Below are 20,620 nucleotides of genomic sequence, written 5' to 3' on the forward strand. Positions count from 1 at the left end.
TTTAACTGGCGTCGGCGCCCCCTGCATCGGGCGCCAGCAGCGTCAGGATCGCGACCGCGCCTTGCCCCGGCCCTTCGCTCTCCAGACGCAGCGAACCCTGCATCGCGTTCACCGAATTGGCGCACCAGTGCAGCCCCAGCCCGCCAGACTTGTGCGCACGCGTAGAGAAGCCCCGGTGGAACAGCGTCGCCGCGACCTCAGGCGTGATCCCCTCGCCGTCGTCCCGAATCTCGATCGTCACGCGGCCGTCCACCTGCTCGATGGCGGTAACGATCGATCCGCTGCCGGTTCCCCGCGCGACGATAGACTCGGCTGCATTGGCGAACAGATTGCCGATCACCTGGCTCAGGATCAGCCGGTTCGCCATGACCAGTTTGGGTCCCGCAGGAAATCCAAACGCGATCGAAGCGCCGTCCAGATAGCGGACGATCGTCGCGTTGCGCGCGATGATCGCGGTGACGTCGCATATCTCCAGCGCCGGACGTTCGTGTACGCCCTGCTGCTGCTGGCCGATGATCTCCAGCACATGACCCATCGCCTCCCGGCCGATGCTGAGTTCGTGACGGGTGGATTCGCGGTTGGTGGCGTCCGCGTCGATGGCTGCGGAGACGAACGCGGCAAGCTTTGCGCGGCGTTCGTCGGAAACATCGCCTCGCGCGAGTTCCTCGATCGCCCGGGCGAGCGTGGCGCGGTCGATCGGCGGCACCTGCGCGATCTCGCGGCTGAGGATCGTGCTGATCGGGTTCAGCGCGTTGCGGACGTTGTGCATCACCGCCACCGCACTTTCGCTCCGCCCGAGATCGAACGACTGCACGCCGATCTGTTCGCGCAGATCCTTCAATTGCTGCAACATCGCGTTGAAGTTGCGCCCGAGCGAACCAATCTCGTCGCGCCGCTCATCCTCTTCGAGCAGCGTGAGCGATCCCGACGCGCGAACCCGCCGCATATGATTTTCGATGCGCAGCAACGGACGCAGGACGAGTTGCGCAATGAGACGACGCAGCACGATGAGGACGAACAGCAGAAGCACGATCGATCCTGCGATCGCAAACACCAGCACGCGCCTGCCGAGCCGCGTTGCGTCACTTGGCACGGCAAACCGGATCGTCGCCACGGCGCGTCCGTCGGCTCCGATTAGGGGCACGGCAATTGCCGCTCTCGACCCTCGATAGGTCGCCACCCCCCGAACTGCTGGAACCGACGTCTAACGTCGCATCGACACCCAAAGCTTCGGAAATCTGCTTGGCGGTTATTACGCGCGCGACCGCGATATAGCGCTGCCCGGTATCCGCGCCGCTCGCCGCCGCCATCCGCGTGACACCTACCGCTGCAATATTATTCCCCAGCCGCGCATAGAACCGCGCCGACCGACGCCGGCCAAGCACGTGCGCGAAGTCCGTACGATCGAGCAAATCAGCCCATTGTTGCGACGAGGTCGAACCCGGCGGGCCGTTCCAGCGCGCGCGAGCAATACGGCCGTTTGCTGCGATCTCGGCAACGCCATCGGCAGGGAGTGATCGGGTCGCAGGCGTAGCGCGACTACCAGGCGCAAGCCTTGCCTCGGACAGCCCCGCTGCATCGCGGCGGTCTCGCGCCTCCGCCTGGACCCCGGCACCGTATTTCGACAGCACCGCACGTGTCCGTTCGACTTGCCCCGCAATCGCCGCGTCTTCCAGCTTGGTAAAGCTCGGCGTGATGATCGACGCCAGCAACACCGTGATCGCGACCGTCCCGCACAGCGCCACGCCCGTCATGATCAGCACGAGTTTCGCACCGAGCGACGCAGGCCGCCGCATCTTGCCGAATTGCCGGCCGAGCGTGGCCGGAACGCGACCCATCCCGACCGTCGGCATCAGTTCAACATTCCGTTGCCCAATTGCCGCGGTGCCGTCGGTCCGTCGCCAGCAATATCGTCTTCACCGCCGAGATAGCGCGCGTTTGCCATGTCCAGCGCAACGTCCGCGGCAACCGGGCGCGAGTAGAAATACCCCTGGAAATGGCTCGCTCCAGCCAGCTTGAGCGCCTGGACCTGAGCGTCGGTCTCGACCCCCTCGGCAATCACGCCCAACCCCAGCGCGCGACCGAGATGGATGATCGAATGCACGATCGCCGCGCTTTCACGCTCCCGACCCATCCCATCGATGAACGAGCGGTCGATCTTCAGGCAATCGAGCGCGAACTTGCGGATGTTGTACAGGCTCGAATAGCCCGTCCCGAAATCGTCGAGCGCGATCCGAAACCCCATCTGGCGCAGCCTGTAGAGCGTCTCCGCGGCGCGTTCGGCATCGTCGAAGATCGCGGTCTCGGTAATCTCGATCTGCAATCGCGCAGGCTCGATCCCGGCGCGCTCGACACTCTCCATGATGTGCCCGACGAAATTGTGGCGGCGGAACTGGCGCGGTGAGAAATTGACCGAGACATACTGGCCAGGCCATTGCTTCAGGACGTGCAGCGCTTCGCCCAGTACCCAGTCGCCCAATTCGTGGATCAGGTTCGATTCCTCGGCGATCGGGATGAACGTGCTCGGGCTCATCGCGCCATATTCGTCGGTGTTCCAGCGGATGAGCGCCTCGAAACCGATCACCTCGACCGCGTCGCGCGACACGATCGGTTGATAGACCAGACTTAGTTCGCCTTTCGCGATCGCCTGGCTCAGCCCACCCTCGACCCGCCGGCGAAAACGGATGCCTTCGTCCATGCTCTCGTCGAACAGGCGAACGATGCCGCGACCGCCGCGCTTGGCGTCGTTAAGCGCGAGATCGGACCGTCGCATGACATCGACCGGATCGCGGCCCTGCCCGCCTTCGCTGACGACCACGCCCGCCGACGCACCGCCCTGCACCGAATTGCCGAACACCTGCAGGCTGACCGAGCACGCCGCGACGACACGCTCGCACGCCATGACGCCCGCCGCCTCGCCGGACGTCTCGAACAGGATGCCGAACTCATCCCCGCCGAGCCGGGCCACCAATGCTCCCTCCGGCGCCGATCGTTGCAGGATCGTGCAGATCTCACGGATCAGCGCGTCGCCTGCCAGATGACCAAGCGTATCGTTGACCAGCTTGAAGCGATCCAGATCGACCATGACCGTCGCGAACAGTCCCGCCGCACGCGTCCGCTCGGCAAGGGCGCGCAGGAACGCGAGCCGGTTCGGCGCGTCGGTCAGCGAGTCATGCGTCGCCATATGCACCGCGCGACTCTCGTTCGCCGCAAGCTCAGCGCTCTGCTCTTCGAGTTGAACAACCTGCGCGGCCAGCGTGACGCGGGCCGCCTTCAACTCGCGATCGATTTCCCACCGTTTCGCAAGCGCCGTCGCGGTCTGCGTGACTTCGGCGACCTCGAACGGCTTGGCGATGTAGAAGATCTTGTCGGCGGGTCCTGCAACCTTGCTGATTTCGATCGGCGAAAAATCGGAAAATCCGGTAACGATGACGAGGTTGATCTCCGGGTCGAGCGCCCGGATGCGCTGCGCCGTCTCGCGCCCGTCGATACCGGGCGGCATGCGGATATCGATGAATGCGACCGCGAACGGTTCGCCGTCCGCCAACGCCCGCGCGACGTCCGCGACCGCATCCAGCCCTTGATGCGCATGCGTCAGCGCGAAGCCGGCGATGTCCCCGCGCCGGAGCTCACTGGCGTTCCCGCCAAACAGGTCCGCCGCCATCGCGCCGAGCGCCTCGCCGCCCTCCGATCGCTGACCGGCGAAGCTGCGCCGGTAGCTGTCATGCATCGCTGGCTCGTCGTCCACGATCAGAATGCGCATCGATACAGTTCCTCACTGGCCACCGCATCCGTGCCTTGCGGTACGCCAAGTGCCTTCATCGTTACGAAGGATAGTAACCCTAAAACAGTTAAGACGCTGTGAACGATGTTTGTAACTTATGTCCAAGTGCTTGAGCGCCCAACACGATTGCGCCAAGCGGCCCGGCGTTGTTGCCTAACGCGGGCGGCACGATGAACGTGTCGACCAGCGCGACCTCGGGCAGCGTGATGTATCCGCCAAGGCTCCGCGTCATCGCCGCCCGGACCCGCGGGAACAGGTGCGATGCCCCCATCACGCCGCCGCCCATCACGATGCGGCGTGGGATGCCGGTCAGCACGAGCGTGTGGCAAAGCTGCCCGAGCGCATCGGCGACGTTATCCCAAACCGGATGCTCGGCAGGCGCTTCGTCCGCCGGAAAGCCGATCCGTGCCGCGATCGCGGGTCCCGCGACCAGTCCCTCAATGCAGGCACCGTGGAACGGGCAATTGCCGACCCAGTCGTCACCCTGGAACCGAGCGGGGCGGATATGGCCGAGTTCGGAGTGCGTGAGGCCATCGACCGGACGGTTGCCCGCGATCATGCCAGCGCCCACGCCCGTGCCGACCGTGACATAGGCGATGTCCGGCAGGCCCTTGGCCGCGCCCCAGAACGCCTCGGCCAGCGCCGCGCCGACCACGTCGCTGTGAAAACCAGTCGGCACACCGTAGCGCCGGCTCAGCCGTCCAGCGATATCGGTCCCAGCCCAGCCCGGCTTCGGCGTCGAGGTGATATGGCCGTAATCGCTCGAATGGCGATCGATCGAGACCGGGCCGAAGCTCGCGATACCGATCGCCACGAAGCCGCTCCAGCGGTCGAGCACCGCCTCGATCGCGGCCAGCGTCTCTTCGGGGCGGGTCGTCGGGATCCGCACGGTTTCCTCGATCTGGTCGGGTCCGCGCGCAAGAATGCAGATGCATTTGGTGCCGCCAAGTTCGATACCTGCGACCAGCGGTGCTTCCGTCATCCTCAACTCCCAACACGTTTACCGCGCCCGCTTCCTTCGCCGACGCCGTCCAGTCAAGAGCAGGTCGGTTCTGACGATCACGCTGAACGAGGATTTGATCTGCTGTCGATCCGTCCGTTCGTGCGTTATGCCGGTCGAGTTCACCCGAACAGACAGGAATTCCGAATGGCAAAGAAACCCGCGAAGCTGATCAAGGCGGACACCGATGTTTCGGTCGAGGCACAGCCACAGTACAAGGTCGAATATCGCGAGATCCAGCCTTATGGGACGCTGAAGAAACTCCCGATCGCACTTGAGGACAATGCCCGCGCCCAGAGCGTCGCGACGCTGAACCAGGTGCTCGCGGACACGATGACGATCCGCGACATGTACAAGAAGCATCACTGGCAGATGTCGGGCGCAACGTTTTACCAACTGCATCTGCTGCTCGACAAGCATTACGAAGAGCAGGCAGCACTCGTCGATCTCGTCGCCGAACGCATCATGGCGCTTGGCGGTATCAGCATCGCGATGGCGCCCGACGTTGCCGAAATGACGACGATCCCCCGCCCGCCCAAGGGTCGCGAGGACGTCCCGACCCAGCTTGCGCGCCTGCTCGAAGCGCATGAGATCATCCTGCGTCAGGCGCATGAAGGGGCGGAAGCCGCCGACGAGTCGGGCGACGACGGCACCAACGATCTGCTGGTGAGCAACATCATTCGCACGCACGAACCGCAGGTGTGGTTCCTTGCGGAACACCTCGCCGCGACCGAACTGGTCCGCAGCGACAAGTAAGATTACGGCCCCCTCTTCATGCGAAGAGGGGGCCGTACTTTCGTTCCGGCAATGCCGTGGGCGACAGCCGCACGGCGTGTTTAGCGCGTGGCGTTATACTTCAACTGATCGTCGGTTAGCTGGAACCCGACCAGCGCCTCGAAGCTCGCACGCAGCACGGCCTGGCGAACTTCCGGCGTGCTCAGCGGATCGACCGCAGCGTCCTGATCGCCTGCCTTGCGCTTGCGGGTCAGCTTTTCCCGAACGTCTTCCGGCAAGGTGGCCGCAGCGCGTGACACGGTTGCCGTCGTCGTGGCCGACGCCGATGCCAGCGCCTGTCCGGCGGCGAAGTGCAACGTCACCCGGCCGATGCGCTTGGCGACGACCGCGCTGCCGCCGCGCACGACGGTGATGAAATACGGCAACGTCACGTCGCGCGCGGCGTCGGTACGCGTCCGGCGAGCGCGGATGTCGAAGGTCACGTTGGTCACGACCTGGTCAGTCGCATCCGCGCAGGTCGATCGGACGTTGGTCATGAAGCCGGCGACGTCGATCGCCGACTGGTCGCGGCTGGTCACGGGATCGAACAGCGTGATGTCACCGGTTGCAGCCGGGATCGCCACGGGCGGGCAGACCGAGCGGACTGCGGAAATGCCGCCGGTCGCATCGACTTCGCCCTTGCCGGCGCACCCGCTCAACAAGATCGCACACGCAGAAACGGCTAGGATAGGGGCTTTCACGGCGACGCTTACCTTCTCGAACGAGCGAAAGGGCCACCGCATGTCGCAAGCGGCCCCTGTCGCGGCGCACCATAGGAACCGGCTATCGTCCAGGCAAGCAATCGCGTAGAGGCGTGGCATCATGAGCCCAATCGACAAGCCGCCGCTCGAACTGTTGATCGCAGCACCCCGAGGCTTTTGCGCAGGCGTCGACCGCGCGATCCGGATCGTCGAACTGGCGATCGAGAAACACGGCGCGCCGGTCTATGTTCGCCACGAGATCGTCCACAACAAGTTCGTCGTCGACACGCTGAAGGCGCAAGGCGCGATCTTCGTCGAGGAACTGGACGAGGTGCCCGATGGCGCCCCGGTCGTGTTCTCCGCGCACGGCGTACCCAAGTCGGTGCCGCTCGACGCGCAGAATCGCGGGCTGGAATATCTCGACGCGACCTGCCCGCTGGTATCGAAGGTCCACCGCCAGGCTGAGCGGCTGGTCGCGCAGGGACGGCATATCGTGTTTATCGGCCATGCCGGGCATCCTGAGGTGATCGGCACGTTCGGACAGGTTCCGGCAGGCGCGATGTCGCTGATCGAGACGGTAGAGGACGCCGAGGTGTTCATGCCGATCGATCATACCAACCTCGCCTTCCTGACGCAGACGACTCTGTCGGTCGACGATACCGCCGCGGTGGTGGCGACGTTGCAGCGCCGCTTCCCGCAGATGTTGCCGCCGCGCGCGGTGAGGACATCTGCTACGCCACCTCGAACCGCCAGACTGCGGTCAAGGCGATCGCGCACAGCGTCGACGCGGTGCTGGTGATCGGTGCGCCAAACTCTTCCAACTCGGTGCGGCTGGTCGAGGTCGCCGAGCGCGAGGGTACGCCGGCGATGCTGATTCAGCGCGCGAGCGAACTGGACTGGGACTTCCTTGCCGGCGTCGGCACGCTGGGGATCACGGCGGGAGCGTCGGCACCTGAATTGCTGGTCCGCGAACTGGTCGACCGGCTGTCGGAGCGTTTCACGGTGTCGGAGCGCGAGGTCGAGACGAACCGCGAGACGATCGCGTTCAAGCTGCCACGCGGACTGGAGGCGGCCGCCTAGCATGGCGGTCTACACGCAGGTGTCGGCGGAGGCGCTGGGCGCGTTCCTCGCGCGCTACGATCGGGGCGAACTCCTGTCCGCCAAGGGCATTGCGGAGGGCGTGCAGAACAGCAACTACCTCGTCGAGACGACCGCCGACCGCTTCATCCTGACGCTGTACGAGGAACGGACGTCGACCGACGACCTGCCGTTCTTCCTCGACATGCTCGATCATCTCGCGGCCGACGGCAATCCGGTACCGCGCGCATTGCCCGATCGTGACGGCGTGGCAATCCAGCAGCTCGCCGGACGATCGGCATGCCTGATCGAGTTTCTGACCGGCGTTTCGGTATCGTATCCAACCGCGGCGCAGGCGTTTGCGGCGGGTGCGGCGATGGGGCAGATGCACACGAGCCTCGCAGGGGTTCGACCAAGTCCGCGCCAACCCGCTCGGCGCGGATACGTGGCGACCGTTCCTGGAACGTTGCGGCCGCGACATCGACACGATTGAACCGGGGCTGTTCTACCGGACCGAGGCGGCATTGACGGCGGTACTGGCGGAATGGCCGCGCGACCTGCCGATGGCGGCGATCCATTCGGATCTGTTTCCCGACAACGTGCTGATGCTCGGCGACCGCGTGACCGGGGTGATCGACTTCTATTTCGCCTGCACCGACATTCGCTCCTATGATCTGGCGGTGATGCACACGTCATGGGCGTTCGACGGCGATGGCGAGAATTACGACCCAGCGATCGGCAAGGCGTTGATCGACGGCTATGCCAGCCGCTTCCCGCTGTCCGATGCGGAACGCGCCGCGCTGCCGATCCTGGCGCGCGGCGCATGCCTGCGGTTCCTGCTGACGCGCGCGTGGGACTGGCTCAACACGCCTGCGGATGCGCTGGTGACGCGCAAGGATCCGCTGGCCTATTGGCGGCGGCTCGAGACGTATCTCAAGGACGACCTGTTTGCATGACTGACGAAGCTCCCGTTTCCATCACCAAGGTCGAGATCTTCACCGACGGCGCGTGCAAGGGCAATCCGGGTCCCGGCGGCTGGGGCGCGGTGATCCGCATGGGCGCGCATGAGAAGGAATTGTCGGGCGGCGAGACGCCGACGACCAACAATCGGATGGAGATGACCGCGGCGATCGAGGCGCTCAATGCGCTGACCCGACCGTGTGCGGTGACGCTGTACACCGACAGCAAATACGTGATGGACGGCCTCACCAAATGGGTGAAGGGCTGGCAGCGCAACGGCTGGAAGACCGCCGACAAGAAGCCGGTAAAGAACGCCGAACTATGGCACGCGCTGCTCGCGGCGGTGGCGCGACACAAGATCGAGTGGCAGTGGGTCAAGGGTCACGCCGGCCACCCGGAAAACGAACGCGCCGACAAGCTGGCGAGCGATGCCGCGGTCGCTGCCGGGCGTAAGTAGAAGCTAGAACCGCTCGGGCGAATACCGTGCGGCGCCGATTGCTGCGACCGCGGGGTCCGGACTGACGCCGAGCAGCAGGCTGGCGGCGAGCAACGCGGCCGCGGGCGCGGTCTGGATACCGAAGCCGCCCTGCCCCGCACACCAGAAGAAGCCGGGCACGTCGCGGTCGAACCCATAGATAGGCAGGCGATCGGGCGCGAAAGTGCGCAGGCCCGCCCAGCGTCGCTCGACCGCCGCGACTCGCCAGTCGACGACCTGCTCGAACCGATCGATCGCGATCGCGACGTCGATCTCCTCGGGAGCGGCGTCGCACGGTTTCGTCGGCGTTTCGTCATGCGGGCTCAGCCACAGCCGACCGCCGGGCTCGGGCTTGAAATAGAAGCGACCGCCGAGGTCGGCGACGTGCGGCATCCCGTCAGGCGCGCCGGGATCGGTGCGGAGTTGTACCACTGTCCGGCGATAGGCCTGCAACCCGAGCGGACGGACGCCCGCGCGTACTGCGACGTCATCGGCCCAGGCGCCCGCTGCGTCGACGATCGTCCGCGCCTGGAACGTGCCGGCCGTCGTCTCGATCGTCCAGATCCCGCCAGCGCGCGTCGCTCCGGCAAACGTGGCATCGGTGACGAAGTCCGCCCCGGCGCGGCGCGCCGTGGCAATACTTTCGGCATGAAGCGCGGCAACGTCGATATAGGCACAGGTCGCCTCCTGTACGCCGAGCGTCCATTCGGAACGCAGTCCGGGCACGAAAGCAGCAGGATCGACCCGGTCCAGACGCACCTCGCTATCGGCAAACTCGGCAAGGAACGTGTCCATCGCCGCCTCGTCCTCAGCGCGGCCGATATGCAGCGAACCGAGCGGAGCGAGATGGCCGGCTGCACGCAGCAACGGGCCGGATGCCGTGGTCAGCGGCTGGATATCCGGCCCGCCGTAAGTTTCCGACCAGAAGGCGGCCGAGCGCCCCGTCGCGTGGTAGCCCGGCGTGTCCTCTGCCTCCAAGACGAGCACCCGCGCCTGCGACCCGATCGCCGCGGCGAGGCTCGCCCCCGCCATGCCCGCGCCGACGATCGCGATGTCGTACACGCCCGTCACTGTCAGGCCACGCACGCAGCCAGGGAACGAGATCGATCGCCGACAACGCCCGATCTCGCACCCCATCCGCCTCACGCAGGATCTCATGCGCGGACTCCGACCCGAAACGAACGACCTGCGCATTGCGCAACCGCGCCGCGAGTCGGAGCGCAGCGCGCGGATCGACCAGCTTGTCGGCCTCCGCCACGAGTATCAGCACGGGCGCCGCAATCGACTCGACCCGCGGATCGCTCGCCAGCGCCGCAGCGCCCGCGAACCCCTGCGCGAGCCACGCCCAACTCGGCGGACCCAGCACGAGTTCGGGATGCGCCGCCTGCCACCATCCCTCGTCGCTGTAGCGATTGGCGTCGTGCGTCAGCAGCGACTGGCGCGAGGCGACCGATCCCGGCCGCTCGTTGCTGCGCCATGCCGCCCGCGCAGGGTCGCCGCGACCGGCAATCCACCGCGCAATCGCTGCGCTGAACGCCGCCCCGAACGGCGCCTTCAACCCGATCATCGGCGCAACCAGGATCGCCGCATCGGGCGCGATCGTGCGATCGGCAAGCGCGCGCATCACCATCATCCCGCCCATTGAATGACCGAGTATCACGCGCGGTGGTCCACCACCGACCTCCTCCGCGCTCCAGTCGGACCAGAACGCAGCTAGGTCGGCATCGAAGACACGATAGTCGCTCGCGTGGCCGACATGCGGATCGCTCGACAAGCGCCCGGAACCGCCCTGTCCGCGCCAGTCGAATGCAGTCACCGACCAGCCCCTGCGCATGCAGGTGCGCGAACGTCTCGAGATACTTCTCGACGATATCGCCGCGCCCGGTCTGGAACAGCATCCGCCCTCGCGGTGCCTGTGCGGGCCAGTCGAATCGGCGCAGCTTCCAGCCGTCGGGTGCGGTCCAATAGCCGATGCGCGCCTCGTCGGGAATCGTCCGACGCGCCGCTGACGGATCGGTCGTCATGCGCAAACCCGTGGCATCATTCGAAATTCCTCCAAGCACGGTTACTTTTTCGAAAGCCATGTCCGTTAGGGACTAGCCGATGGGATGGAACATTGCTCTTCCAATTTTGATTCTGGTGCTCGGCGGCCTGCTGGTCTCGGCCGGTATCCAGGATGCGCGGACGCGAGAGATCGCGAACTGGAAGACCGCGGCGGTCGCTCTGCTGGCGCCGCTGTGGTGGTATGCGAACGGACTCGATCCGTGGCCCGACATGGCGCTGCAGATCGGCGTCGCGCTCATCGTCTTCGCGCTGTTCCTGCTTGCCTTCCACTTCGGCATGATGGGCGGCGGCGACGTGAAGCTGATCGTCGCGCTCTCGCTGTGGCTGCCGTTCCCGGCGTTCCTGTCGATGCTGATGGTGATGTCGATCGTCGGCGGCCTCGTCACGCTCGTGATGATGATCGAGCATCGTGCGAAGAAGAACGCCGGACAGATCGAGGTCCCCTACGGCGTGGCAATAGCAATCGCAGGCCTTCTCGCGCTGCGCGAACCACTCCTTAACCAGTTTCAGTGATGATTAACGTCGAAATACATTCGCGGCGCCTGAAAGGCACGATCTAGTCATGGATACACGCAAGATCATTTTGCTGGTCGGCGCGCTTATAGTCGCAGCCGTCACGGCCTTCTTCGCCCGAACGCTGATCGCCGGCAGTTCGGCGCCGCAAGCTGGCGCGACCGCCATCGCCGCACCGGTCATCGACGGCCCCGAAGTCCTGGTCGCGACCCGCTCGCTCCCGGTCGGCACGATCCTCGACGCCACGGCGCTGAAGTTCCAGCCCTGGCCGAAGGAGCTGGTCGACAACGCCTATTACCTTCGCGACAAGACCGACCTGAAATCGCTCCAGGGCACGGTGGTGCGCAGCATCATCACTGCCGGGCAGCCGGTGACGCAGGGCGCGCTGGTGAAGCCCGGCGATCGCGGGTTCCTCGCCGCGGCACTCGGGCCCGGCATGCGCGCGGTCACTGTCCCCGTCTCGGCACAGGCGGCCGTCGCCGGGTTCGTGTTTCCCGGCGACCGAATCGACCTCGTGCTGACTCAGGCGGTCAGGGGCGGTGGCGACGGTGATCCATTGAAGGTGTCCGAGACGATCATGCGCAACATCCGCGTGCTGGCGACCGATCAGCGGACTGACAATCTGGTCGGTGCGGACGGCAAGACGGAGGTCAAGACGTTCTCCAACGTGACGATCGAGGCTACGCCGAAGATGGCCGAGCAGGTCGCGCTCGCGCAGACGCTCGGCTCGCTGTCGCTGTCGCTGCGGTCGATTGCCGACAACTCCGCCGAGCTCGAGGAAGCGATCGCGTCCGGCGCGGTTAAGGTGCCCGACGGTACCGATCCGAAGGCGGAGAAGGCGATGTTGGTGCGTGTCGCCAGCCAGCCGAGTTCCGGCGCGGGTAGCTATCAGACCGGCGCCGACGTCTCGCGGTACCAGCGCAGCACGGTGCCCGGCAAGGCATCCAGCGGCGAAGACGGTCGCCCTATGCCGATGATGAGTGCACCGCAGTCCGGTGGCGGGGCACCGGTCGTGGTGCAGGGTCCGGCCGTACGGGTCGCCCGCGGCAATGCGGTGACCATGGTTCCGGTCGGGGGGAAGAATTAAGATGCGTATCGCCATGACGCGCCCGGTCGGACGGCAGATGGGTTGGCCGCTCGCGGTCGCCCTTGCCGCCGCCACCGCCGCACCATCCGTCCCCGCGCTCGCCCAGCATGCCCAGCGGACTCAGGCTCGTACGCAGGCCGCCCCCTCGGGACTGCCCGTCGTGCAGGTCAATACCGGTCGCGGACGTCTCGTCACGCTGGCGCGGCCGATGAGCGACCTGTTCGTCGCCGACGACACCATCGCCGACGTTCAGGTCCGCTCGCCGACGCAGCTCTACGTGTTCGGCAAGAAGACCGGCGAGACGACGATCTCGGCAACCGCGAAGGGCGGCGGCGTCGTCTACGCCTCGACCATCCGCGTCGGCAACAACCTCGATTCGGTACAGCAGATGCTCGGGCTCGCGATGCCCGAAGCACAGGTCGTCGCAACGCCGATGAACGGGTTGATCCTGCTCACGGGTACGGTCGCCGCACCCGAGGATGCCGCCGAAGCCGAGCGGCTGGTGCAGGCGTTCGTCGGTGATTCGACCAAGGTCCTGTCGCGACTGAAGACGGCGACGCCTCTGCAGGTGAATCTCCAAGTGCGCGTCGCCGAAGTCACGCGGAACTTCGTCAAGAATATCGGTGTGAACCTGACGAGCCGGAGTTCGGGTAACTTCCTCTTCAACATCGCCCAGGGTCGCCAGGGCACCATCACGACCGTGCCCGGCGTCATCAATGCTCCCAATGCACCCATCGACGCCAATGGCGCCTTCCCGGGCAACACGCTCTTCGGCTTTCCCGCCAAGGCCGCGATCGGCTCGACCGTCGGCTTGGCGGGGCGCCTGCTCGGCATGGACCTGCTCGGCGCGATTGATCTCGGTGAAACGCTGGGTCAGGTAACGATGCTCGCCAACCCCAACCTGACCGCGCTGTCGGGCGAGACGGGCACGTTCCTCGCCGGCGGCGAGATACCGATCCCGCTGGCGCAGGCGCTCGGCACGATCTCGGTAGAGTACAAGCAATACGGCATCAGCCTCGCCTACACGCCCACGGTCTTGTCGGACGGTCGGATCTCGCTTCGGGTACGCCCCGAAGTGTCGCAGCTCGATTACGCCAACGCGATCACGCTCAGCGGCACGCGCGTGCCCGGCCTGACGACGCGTCGAACCGAGACGACGGTCGAACTCGGCTCGGGCCAGAGTATGATGATCAGCGGCCTGCTGTCGAACAACAACAACAACAGCTACGACAAGACGCCGGGGCTGGCGAACCTGCCGATCATCGGCGCGCTGTTCCGCTCGAACGCCTTCCAGCGCAACGAGACGGAACTCGTGATCGTCATCACGCCGTATCTGGTGAAGCCGGTCAACAACGCCAGCGACATCGTGCTGCCGACCGACGGCGCGCGCGCGCCGACCGATATCGACCGCGTGCTGTTGGGGACGCTGAGCGCCACCGGGGGCAGCAAGCGGCCGGTGCCGACGATCGCGCGACCGTCCTATGTTCCCCGGCGATCGGCGCCGCCGCCCCGGTCATGCCGATGCCGCGTAGCGACGTCCGCCGCAACGAGGACGATATCGCCGCGCGCCCTGCCAACGGGAATGGCGCCAAGACCAAGAAGGGCGCCGTGCCCGCGCCGGGTTTCTCGAATTGAGCCGGCCCCTGCCCCGCCGCTCGCGACCACCGCATCAAGGATTTCCGATGATCACCAAGTCGATCCTGTTAGCGTCCCTCGTCCCCGCGCTGTTGCTCGGCGGGTGCATGGGTACCGAGAATCGCGGTCTTGAATCGGTCCACCAACCGGTCGTCAGCCGCTCCGACTACGCGCTCGATCTCGGCGTGTCGGGCGGTGCCCTGGCGCCGGGCGAACAGCAACGGCTTGCCGGCTGGATGAACGCGATGCGGCTCGGCTATGGCGACCGCGTAGCCATCGACGATCCCGCGGGCGAAGGCCCCGCCGCGCACGGCGACGTCGCCGCGGTGGTCGCGAGCTATGGCCTGTTGCTGAGCGACGACGCGCCGGTCACCCCGGCTTCGGTCACGCCGGGATCGATCCGGGTGGTCGTCAGCCGGATGCGCGCGCAGGTGCCGCACTGCCCGGACTGGTCGCGTAACGCGACCAACGAGTTCGAATCCAACACGTCGTCCAACTTCGGCTGCGCGATCAACAGCAACCTCGCGGCGATGATCGCCAACCCGGCCGACCTGGTGCGCGGCAAGGAAGGGGCGGAGACCACCGATACCGCCGCCTCGTACAAGGCTATCGACACGTACCGTAAGAAAGCGCCGACCGGTGCCGGTTCGCTCGCCGCAGCTACGCCGGGAGGCAAGTGATGAACGCTCCGTGGAAGCCCGCTGGCACCGCCAGTCGCGATCCCTTCACCGCCTATGTCTGCGACGAGACGACCGCGGCGGCATTGCGCCCGATCGCGACCGAACTCGGCTGGTCGGTCGACAAGATCTACAAGGGCGGACTGCGCAACGCGATCCAGTCACTGTCGGTGTCCGCATCCCCCGCAGATCCTGTTCGTCGACCTCGCGGAGTCAGGCGATCCGCTGAACGACATCCACGCTCTCGCCGAAGTCTGCGAACCCGGCACGGTCGTGATCGCCGCTGGCCAAGTTAACGACGTCCGCCTGTACCGTGACCTCGTCGCGAGCGGCATTCAGGATTACCTCCTGAAACCGCTCCATCCCGACATGCTGCGCGAGGCGTTCGTCCATGCGCAGGTGATGCTCAATGCACCGAAGCCCGTCGATCTGTCGCCGGAGCGTCCGCATTGCTCGGTCGGCGTGATCGGCACGCGCGGTGGCGTCGGCGCATCGACGATCGCGACCTCGATCGCGTGGCTGCTCGCCGACAAGGAAAAGCGATCGACCGCACTGCTCGACCTCGACGTGCATTTCGGCACGGGCGCGCTCAGCCTCGATCTCGAGCCCGGACGCGGCCTCACCGATGCAATCGAGAACCCAAGCCGCATCGATGGGCTGTTCATCGAACGCGCTATGGTCAAGGCGACAGAGAACCTGTCGGTGCTCAGCGCGGAAGCCCCGATCAGCTCGCCGGTGGTCACCGATGGCTCCGCCTTCTACCAGTTGCAGGAGGAAATGCGCGCTGCGTTCGAATGCACCGTCGTCGACCTGCCGCGGGCGATGATGATCCAGCACCCGCATCTGATCAGCGACGTGAAGCTCGCGGTGATCGTCACCGACCTGACGCTGGCGGCCGCGCGCGATACGATCCGTATCCTGTCGTGGTTGAAGACGAATGCGCCGCAGATCGAGCTGTTCGTGGTCGCCAACCGAGTGCACACCGGCGGTCAGCTCGAGATAAGCCGCAAGGATTTCGAGGGCTCGATCGAACGCAAGATCGATTACCTCGTATCGTTCGACCAGAAGCTCGCGGCGCAGTCGGCCAAGCTCGGCAAGCCGATCGTCGAGGTCGGCAAGACCAGCAAGACCATCGCGCCGATCGTCGCACTCGCCAGCGCGCTCGCCGCCGCGGTCGCGGACTGCGGCATCGACGGTGCCAAGGCGTCCAGGGGCCGGTCGCTGATGGGCAAGTTCGGCGAACTCCGCGGGCTGATGACCAAGCGCACGCTGAAGCCGGCAAAAGCGAAATGATCGCGCATGGTCGCACCCGCATGACGAGCGTCGCGCGATGACCGGCATGGCGCCGCTCCTGCTCGTGATGGTCGGCGCGAGCATCGTGCTGGGGATGATCGTGTTCGCATTCGCCGGGCCCCTCTCCGGGCCGGGCGAAATCGCGGCGACTGGTGGCGTTGCGCGAGCGGCACGGCGACGAGATCACCGTGGCGGACGCACACATGCGGCGCATATCGCATGCGCGCGATACCAGGATGGATCTGGCGTTCGGTCGTATCCTGCCCAATCCGGTGCAGCTCGCGAAGCGGCTCGCGATGACGGGCAAGGACTGGACGGTCGGCCAATACGGCATGGCGACTGCCGGGATAGCATTGGTCGTCGCGGCGCTCATGCTGTTCAAGGGCATGCCGATCCTGCTCGCGTTGCTGTTCGGCCTGTTCGTCGGCATCGGCCTGCCACATCTGGTCGTCGGCAAGACGATCAACCGCCGCGTCGGCAAGTTTACCGCGAAGTTTCCCGACGCGATCGAGCTTCTCGTCCGCGGTCTGCGCTCCGGCCTGCCGATCAGCGAGACGATCGGCGTCGTCGGCCACGAGCTCGACGGCCCGGTCGGCGAGGAATTCCGCTCGGTCAGCGACAAGATGAAGATCGGGCGGACGATGGACGCCGCGCTCCAGGAGACCGCGGACCGGCTCGGCACGCCCGAATTCCAGTTCTTCGTCATCACCATCGCGATCCAGCGCGAGACCGGCGGCAACCTTGCCGAGACCCTGGCCAATCTCGCCAACGTGCTGCGCATGCGCGGCCAGATGAAGCTGAAGATCAAGGCGATGTCGTCGGAATCGAAGGCGTCCGCGTACATCATCGGCGCGCTGCCGTTCATCGTGTTCGCGCTGATCTGGTTCATCAACGGGACCTACATGCAGCGGTTCTTCGTCGACGAACGGCTGATGGCGATCGGCATGGGCGGCATGATGTGGATGGCGATCGGCGCCTTCATCATGGCCAAGATGATCAACTTCGAGATCTGAGGGACTGACGATGGGCGAGACCGCCGGACCTACCCTGCTCGGGGTCGACGTACTCTGGGTCGCGACGATCCTGTCGGGGGTCGCCGCGTTCGCCGTGATGATCGCGATCTATGCGGTGACGACGGTTCACGATCCGATGGCTAAGCGCGTCAAGGCGCTGAACGACCGGCGCGAACAGTTGAAGGCCGGCATCACCGCCTCGACCAAGCGCCGTGCGAAACTGGTCACGCGCAACGACACCGCGGACCGGATGCGCGGCATCCTGTCGTCGATGAAAGTGCTGCAGGACAGCCAGGTCAAGGCGGTCCAGGTCAAGCTGATGCAGGCCGGTATCCGTTCGAAGGAATGGGCGCCGGCGGTGATCTTCGGACGGCTTGTGCTGCCGATCGTGATCGGCGGGGCGATGCTCTACTGGGTCTATGGCACCGACGGTTTCGCGACCTGGGGTCCGCTCAAGAAATACGGGCTCGTCGCGATGAGCTTCATCCTGAGCTACAAGGCGCCGGACCTGTATCTCGACAACAAGATCAAGAAGCGCTCGGATGCGATCCGCAAAGGCCTTCCCGACGCGCTCGACCTGCTCGTGATCTGCGCCGAAGCGGGCCTGACCGTCGATGCCGCGTTTCACCGCGTCGCGCGCGAACTCGGCCGCGCCTATCCCGAACTGGGCGAGGAATTCACCCTCACCGCGATCGAACTGGGCTTCCTGACCGACCGCCGCAGCGCGTTCGAGAACTTCGCGTTGCGCGTGAAGCTCGACGCGGTGAAGGGCGTCGTCACGACGATGATTCAGACCGAGAAATACGGCACGCCGCTCGCCTCCGCGCTTCGCGTCCTGTCGGGCGAGTTCCGCAACGAACGCATGATGCGTGCCGAGGAGAAAGCGGCACGTCTGCCCGCGATCATGACCGTGCCGCTGATCCTGTTCATCCTGCCGGTGCTGTTCGTCGTCATCCTCGGGCCAGCCGCCTGCTCGATCTCCGACGCGCTGCTGAAGGGGTAAGCAACCGCAACGCCAACGGATCGTTGAGCCCCCGTAACAGGAGGGTTTTTCGATGCCGTTGTTTTCCACGCCTACGCAATTCGCCGCGCTCGCACTTATCTTCGTCGCCGGCTGGCTGTTCGGATTGGCGAGCCATCCCGGCGGCAAGAAGTGGAAGGCGCGCTATCACGCCGAGCGTGACGCGCACGCGGTCGCCAAGAAGGACGCCGACATCCGCGCCGCCGCCGCCGAAAAGCGTGCGGTCGAGGCCGAGCACGAGAATGCGCGCCTCGTAAAGGCCACGCCGGTGGCGCCAGTCGCCCCCGTGACGACGACGCGTGCGCCGGTAGAGGATCGCTCGATCTTCGTGTCGCCTGACACGCGTCCCATAGCCGCGTCGTCTGCCCGCCCGGCCTACAATAATGATGGCACCAAGCGCGGCTGGTTCGACTTCGACCGTCGCTAGGAGCTAAAGGCGGTCCGCTCGCTGCCGAGCGGGCCGCCTTATCGACGCCTATTGGTAATGTGCGACATTCTCAAACTCGGTGTTCGTCTTCGCCATCTTAACCAGCTTTCTAGCGTAGGACCGCACGTGCCGGTCGAAGCGCGTATCGTTGTAGACGCCGCGCCAGATATACTCGTCGCGGTCCAACAGCGCAGCAAGCGCGGCGGCAAACGCGGCTTGGCTGTCCGCTACGCCCCTCCGGCTCATCAGCGCACAGACCATTTCCTCGGCTGATGCCTTGTCGCAGTCATCCTGCAATTCACGGCCGCCACGCTCGGCCACAACCTGTTCGGAGCGTGCGGCAATCCCCCGTGCGTCCAGCCATTTGCGGACCGCATCGCCGTCCCAGTCCTTTTTTGTCCGCCAACGCCCGATCTCCGTTTCGCGCGCTAGCCAATAGAGCGTGCCCGCCAGCGCCGATATCCGATCACGGCCAGCACGACCATCGCCGCGTACAGGCCAGCCGTGAGCATGAGCCCCTTATACGCGAACATCCCGACATACAGGACGTCCACGGCGATCCACAGCAGCCAGTTCGCCGCATGACGTCGCGCGACCCAATATTGCGCGACCAGACTGAAACTGCTGAGCGTTGCGTCGGCCCAGGGCAATGCCGCGTCGGTGTAACGGCTCATGAACCAGCCGATCACGAACGCCCCGACCGCTCCCGCGCCGAGACCCGCAACCGCACGCGATGGCCGCAACGGCTCGACGACGACATCGCCGCTATCGTTCGTGCCGCGCGCCCAAGCCTGCCAGCCATAGACGATGGCGATCGCGAACAGCGCCTGGAGCACCATGTCCGCGTACAACCGCACGTCGAGGAACAGCTTGAAGTAGAGCGCACAGGCGATGAAATTGATTGGCCAGCACAGCATGTTGCGCTTCGCGGTCAGCCATATCCCGGCGAAACTGACGACGACCGCAACGATCTCCAGCGGCGTCATGACGGCGCGATCCAGCGTAGAAAGTCCTGGCCCGGACGCGAGAAGAACCACGCCGCATGGTCGATCAGATAATCATCCCAAGCCATGGCGGTGGACGCGGTGTCCGCCACGACAGCGGTGAAGTAATCGGCCTCCGACAGCGCGAATTCGACATGGACCAACGGCAACAAGGACACGATCGCGGCGATCTCCTCATGGCTCAGTGGTAGGACTTCGGCATAGCCCCCCAACAGCGCTAGCGCCGTCTCGGGATCGGCGATCGCATCGTCCGCCCCCCTTCCCCAGATCCAGCCAGCGCACCGCCGTCCGCTCGATCGCCGTCGCGATGTCGTGAACGGCATTGGTGCGATCCGCCAACCCGAAGTCGAACACGGTCCGCACCGCGCCCCTCTCGCGTCCAGAGAAGATTGGAAGGATGCCAGTCGTTGTGCGTCCACAACAACGGCTGTTTCGCGAGAAGCGACGACAGGTCGCTATCGGCCTGCTCGAACAATCGCGCGAGTTGCGCCTGCCACGGCCGGTCCGCGAGGAACGCGGCCAGCGCAGGGCGGGAGGCGACATACGCGCGCGTAGCGATCAGCGGATCGGCGGCAGGGAGTATCGTGAAACTCGAAACCAAAGGTTGTCGGCGTCGCGCTGGCGCATCGAACCCGCGCGCCGCGACGTGCAGCTCCGCCAGCGCCACGCCGGCGGCATGGGCATGGTCGAGCGACAGGAACGGCGTCCACGACAGCCGGTCGCGATACAAATCCTCCCCCGGCGCCTGGCGGTGCAGTTCGTACGACCACGGACCGATCGCGACGCCGCGCGCCCCTTGTGCGGTCGCCATCACTTCGGGCACCGACACGCCCGCACCGGCGAGATGCACGATGAATGCGTGTTCCTCGGCAAGCCCTTCGACCGTGCGGACTCGGTGATGGTGGCGCTTCAACAGGAACGCGCCGTTGGTCGTATGCACCAGGGTCGCGGCGGAGAAGGGTCGCGGGGAATGCCAGTGTAGCCCGGTCATCCGCCCCGCCGCCGGAAAATGCGCCAGCACCGCCTCGGCCTCGTCCGCAGCTATGGCGGGCCAGGTCGGCGCCTCCATCGCAGTTCCCATGCCGTGGACGAGGTGCTTCAGCTGCGACGCCACC

Annotated in this window: 16 protein-coding genes and 6 pseudogenes; 12 read left to right on the plus strand and 10 right to left on the minus strand. The window is 65.7% G+C overall.

Annotated features, from left to right (window positions below; all coding sequences use genetic code 11):
• Position 1: 1 nt before the first annotated feature.
• From NHF48_RS09590 to NHF48_RS09605, 4 genes are all read right to left on the minus strand, one after another.
• Positions 2–1,114, minus strand: a complete 1,113-nt coding sequence (locus NHF48_RS09590) for an ATP-binding protein (RefSeq protein WP_253070983.1) — start codon at positions 1,112–1,114, stop codon at positions 2–4.
• On the minus strand, positions 1,083–1,853 hold the full coding sequence (locus tag NHF48_RS09595) for a hypothetical protein (protein WP_253070984.1): 771 nt from the start codon (positions 1,851–1,853) through the stop codon (positions 1,083–1,085). The genes NHF48_RS09590 and NHF48_RS09595 overlap by 32 nt, the downstream gene beginning before the upstream one ends.
• On the minus strand, positions 1,853–3,763 hold the full coding sequence (locus NHF48_RS09600) for a putative bifunctional diguanylate cyclase/phosphodiesterase (protein WP_253070985.1): 1,911 nt from the start codon (positions 3,761–3,763) through the stop codon (positions 1,853–1,855). Before NHF48_RS09600 ends, NHF48_RS09595 begins: the two co-directional genes overlap by 1 nt.
• A gap of 88 nt (positions 3,764–3,851) precedes the next feature.
• A complete protein-coding gene (locus NHF48_RS09605) occupies positions 3,852–4,766 on the minus strand; it encodes an ROK family protein (protein ID WP_253070986.1) in 915 nt (304 codons plus the stop codon).
• A 165-nt stretch (positions 4,767–4,931) separates the two neighbouring features.
• On the opposite strand from NHF48_RS09605, the gene NHF48_RS09610 reads away from it, so the two are divergent.
• Complete coding sequence (locus NHF48_RS09610; protein ID WP_253070987.1) at positions 4,932–5,540, plus strand: Dps family protein; 609 nt, start codon at positions 4,932–4,934, stop codon at positions 5,538–5,540.
• A gap of 80 nt (positions 5,541–5,620) precedes the next feature.
• On the opposite strand, the gene NHF48_RS09615 is transcribed toward NHF48_RS09610, so the two are convergent.
• Positions 5,621–6,223, minus strand: coding sequence for a hypothetical protein (locus NHF48_RS09615; RefSeq protein WP_253072385.1), 603 nt, complete (start codon positions 6,221–6,223; stop codon positions 5,621–5,623).
• Between the two features lie 157 nt (positions 6,224–6,380).
• On the opposite strand from NHF48_RS09615, the pseudogene ispH reads away from it, so the two are divergent.
• The 3 genes and pseudogenes from ispH (at position 6,381) to rnhA (ending at position 8,753) form a co-directional block, all read left to right on the plus strand.
• Positions 6,381–7,339, plus strand: a pseudogene (gene ispH, locus NHF48_RS09620) (4-hydroxy-3-methylbut-2-enyl diphosphate reductase).
• 1 nt (position 7,340) lies between these two features.
• Positions 7,341–8,292, plus strand: a pseudogene (gene thrB / locus NHF48_RS09625) (homoserine kinase).
• Positions 8,289–8,753 carry a ribonuclease HI gene (gene rnhA / locus NHF48_RS09630; protein WP_056064977.1) on the plus strand — a complete coding sequence of 155 codons (465 nt, stop codon included), beginning with the start codon at positions 8,289–8,291 and terminating at the stop codon, positions 8,751–8,753. Before thrB ends, rnhA begins: the two are co-directional and overlap by 4 nt.
• A gap of 3 nt (positions 8,754–8,756) precedes the next feature.
• On the opposite strand, the gene NHF48_RS09635 is transcribed toward rnhA, so the two are convergent.
• Together NHF48_RS09635 and NHF48_RS09640 are read right to left on the minus strand one after the other, a co-directional pair.
• Entirely contained in the window at positions 8,757–9,803 is a 1,047-nt protein-coding gene (locus tag NHF48_RS09635) for an NAD(P)/FAD-dependent oxidoreductase (RefSeq protein ID WP_253070988.1), read from the minus strand.
• Between the two features lie 163 nt (positions 9,804–9,966).
• A pseudogene (locus NHF48_RS09640) lies at positions 9,967–10,605 on the minus strand (alpha/beta fold hydrolase); the annotation flags it as partial.
• A gap of 269 nt (positions 10,606–10,874) precedes the next feature.
• On the opposite strand from NHF48_RS09640, the gene NHF48_RS09645 reads away from it, so the two are divergent.
• The 8 genes and pseudogenes from NHF48_RS09645 (at position 10,875) to NHF48_RS09680 (ending at position 18,501) form a co-directional block, all read left to right on the plus strand.
• Entirely contained in the window at positions 10,875–11,348 is a 474-nt protein-coding gene (locus NHF48_RS09645; protein ID WP_120301034.1) for an A24 family peptidase, read from the plus strand.
• A 49-nt stretch (positions 11,349–11,397) separates the two neighbouring features.
• A complete protein-coding gene (gene cpaB / locus NHF48_RS09650) occupies positions 11,398–12,435 on the plus strand; it encodes a Flp pilus assembly protein CpaB (protein ID WP_056488717.1) in 1,038 nt (345 codons plus the stop codon).
• 1 nt (position 12,436) lies between these two features.
• The gene (locus tag NHF48_RS09655; RefSeq protein WP_342454617.1) at positions 12,437–14,203 is read left to right on the plus strand and encodes a type II and III secretion system protein family protein; all 1,767 of its coding nucleotides are present in this window, start codon (positions 12,437–12,439) and stop codon (positions 14,201–14,203) included.
• Complete coding sequence (locus NHF48_RS09660) at positions 14,178–14,750, plus strand: CpaD family pilus assembly protein (protein WP_253072386.1); 573 nt, start codon at positions 14,178–14,180, stop codon at positions 14,748–14,750. Before NHF48_RS09655 ends, NHF48_RS09660 begins: the two co-directional genes overlap by 26 nt.
• A pseudogene (locus tag NHF48_RS09665) lies at positions 14,750–16,040 on the plus strand (AAA family ATPase). The gene NHF48_RS09660 and the pseudogene NHF48_RS09665 overlap by 1 nt, the downstream one beginning before the upstream one ends.
• A gap of 46 nt (positions 16,041–16,086) precedes the next feature.
• Positions 16,087–17,053 (plus strand): annotated as a pseudogene (locus NHF48_RS09670) (type II secretion system F family protein).
• Positions 17,054–17,063: 10 nt separating this feature from the next.
• Positions 17,064–18,056, plus strand: coding sequence for a type II secretion system F family protein (locus tag NHF48_RS09675; protein WP_056488706.1), 993 nt, complete (start codon positions 17,064–17,066; stop codon positions 18,054–18,056).
• Positions 18,057–18,108: 52 nt separating this feature from the next.
• A complete protein-coding gene (locus tag NHF48_RS09680) occupies positions 18,109–18,501 on the plus strand; it encodes a hypothetical protein (protein WP_253070989.1) in 393 nt (130 codons plus the stop codon).
• Between the two features lie 48 nt (positions 18,502–18,549).
• Here the strand turns inward: NHF48_RS09680 and NHF48_RS09685 are convergent, their stop codons facing one another.
• The 3 genes and pseudogenes from NHF48_RS09685 to NHF48_RS09695 all read right to left on the minus strand — a co-directional run bounded on the left by NHF48_RS09685 (position 18,550) and on the right by NHF48_RS09695 (position 20,619).
• On the minus strand, positions 18,550–18,822 hold the full coding sequence (locus NHF48_RS09685) for a hypothetical protein (RefSeq protein ID WP_253070990.1): 273 nt from the start codon (positions 18,820–18,822) through the stop codon (positions 18,550–18,552).
• A 107-nt stretch (positions 18,823–18,929) separates the two neighbouring features.
• Complete coding sequence (pnuC, locus tag NHF48_RS09690) at positions 18,930–19,487, minus strand: nicotinamide riboside transporter PnuC (protein WP_253070991.1); 558 nt, start codon at positions 19,485–19,487, stop codon at positions 18,930–18,932.
• Positions 19,484–20,619 (minus strand): annotated as a pseudogene (locus NHF48_RS09695) (phosphotransferase enzyme family protein). Before NHF48_RS09695 ends, pnuC begins: the two are co-directional and overlap by 4 nt.
• Position 20,620 lies beyond the last annotated feature (1 nt).

The sequence above is a fragment of the Sphingomonas sp. H160509 genome, assembly GCF_024124765.2.
Lineage (GTDB): Bacteria > Pseudomonadota > Alphaproteobacteria > Sphingomonadales > Sphingomonadaceae > Sphingomonas.

What these genes read in the sequence shown, in the direction of transcription:
- NHF48_RS09595 (WP_253070984.1), bottom strand. Translation starts at nt 1,853, where the DNA reads ATGCCGACGGTCGGGATGGGTCGCGTTCCGGCCACGCTCGGCCGGCAA.
- NHF48_RS09600 (WP_253070985.1), bottom strand. Translation starts at nt 3,763, where the DNA reads ATGCGCATTCTGATCGTGGACGACGAGCCAGCGATGCATGACAGCTAC.
- NHF48_RS09605 (WP_253070986.1), bottom strand. Translation starts at nt 4,766, where the DNA reads ATGACGGAAGCACCGCTGGTCGCAGGTATCGAACTTGGCGGCACCAAA.
- NHF48_RS09610 (WP_253070987.1), top strand. Translation starts at nt 4,932, where the DNA reads ATGGCAAAGAAACCCGCGAAGCTGATCAAGGCGGACACCGATGTTTCG.
- rnhA (WP_056064977.1), top strand. Translation starts at nt 8,289, where the DNA reads ATGACTGACGAAGCTCCCGTTTCCATCACCAAGGTCGAGATCTTCACC.
- NHF48_RS09635 (WP_253070988.1), bottom strand. Translation starts at nt 9,803, where the DNA reads ATGGCGGGGGCGAGCCTCGCCGCGGCGATCGGGTCGCAGGCGCGGGTG.
- NHF48_RS09645 (WP_120301034.1), top strand. Translation starts at nt 10,875, where the DNA reads ATGGGATGGAACATTGCTCTTCCAATTTTGATTCTGGTGCTCGGCGGC.
- cpaB (WP_056488717.1), top strand. Translation starts at nt 11,398, where the DNA reads ATGGATACACGCAAGATCATTTTGCTGGTCGGCGCGCTTATAGTCGCA.
- NHF48_RS09655 (WP_342454617.1), top strand. Translation starts at nt 12,437, where the DNA reads ATGCGTATCGCCATGACGCGCCCGGTCGGACGGCAGATGGGTTGGCCG.
- NHF48_RS09660 (WP_253072386.1), top strand. Translation starts at nt 14,178, where the DNA reads ATGGGTACCGAGAATCGCGGTCTTGAATCGGTCCACCAACCGGTCGTC.
- NHF48_RS09675 (WP_056488706.1), top strand. Translation starts at nt 17,064, where the DNA reads ATGGGCGAGACCGCCGGACCTACCCTGCTCGGGGTCGACGTACTCTGG.
- NHF48_RS09680 (WP_253070989.1), top strand. Translation starts at nt 18,109, where the DNA reads ATGCCGTTGTTTTCCACGCCTACGCAATTCGCCGCGCTCGCACTTATC.
- pnuC (WP_253070991.1), bottom strand. Translation starts at nt 19,487, where the DNA reads ATGACGCCGCTGGAGATCGTTGCGGTCGTCGTCAGTTTCGCCGGGATA.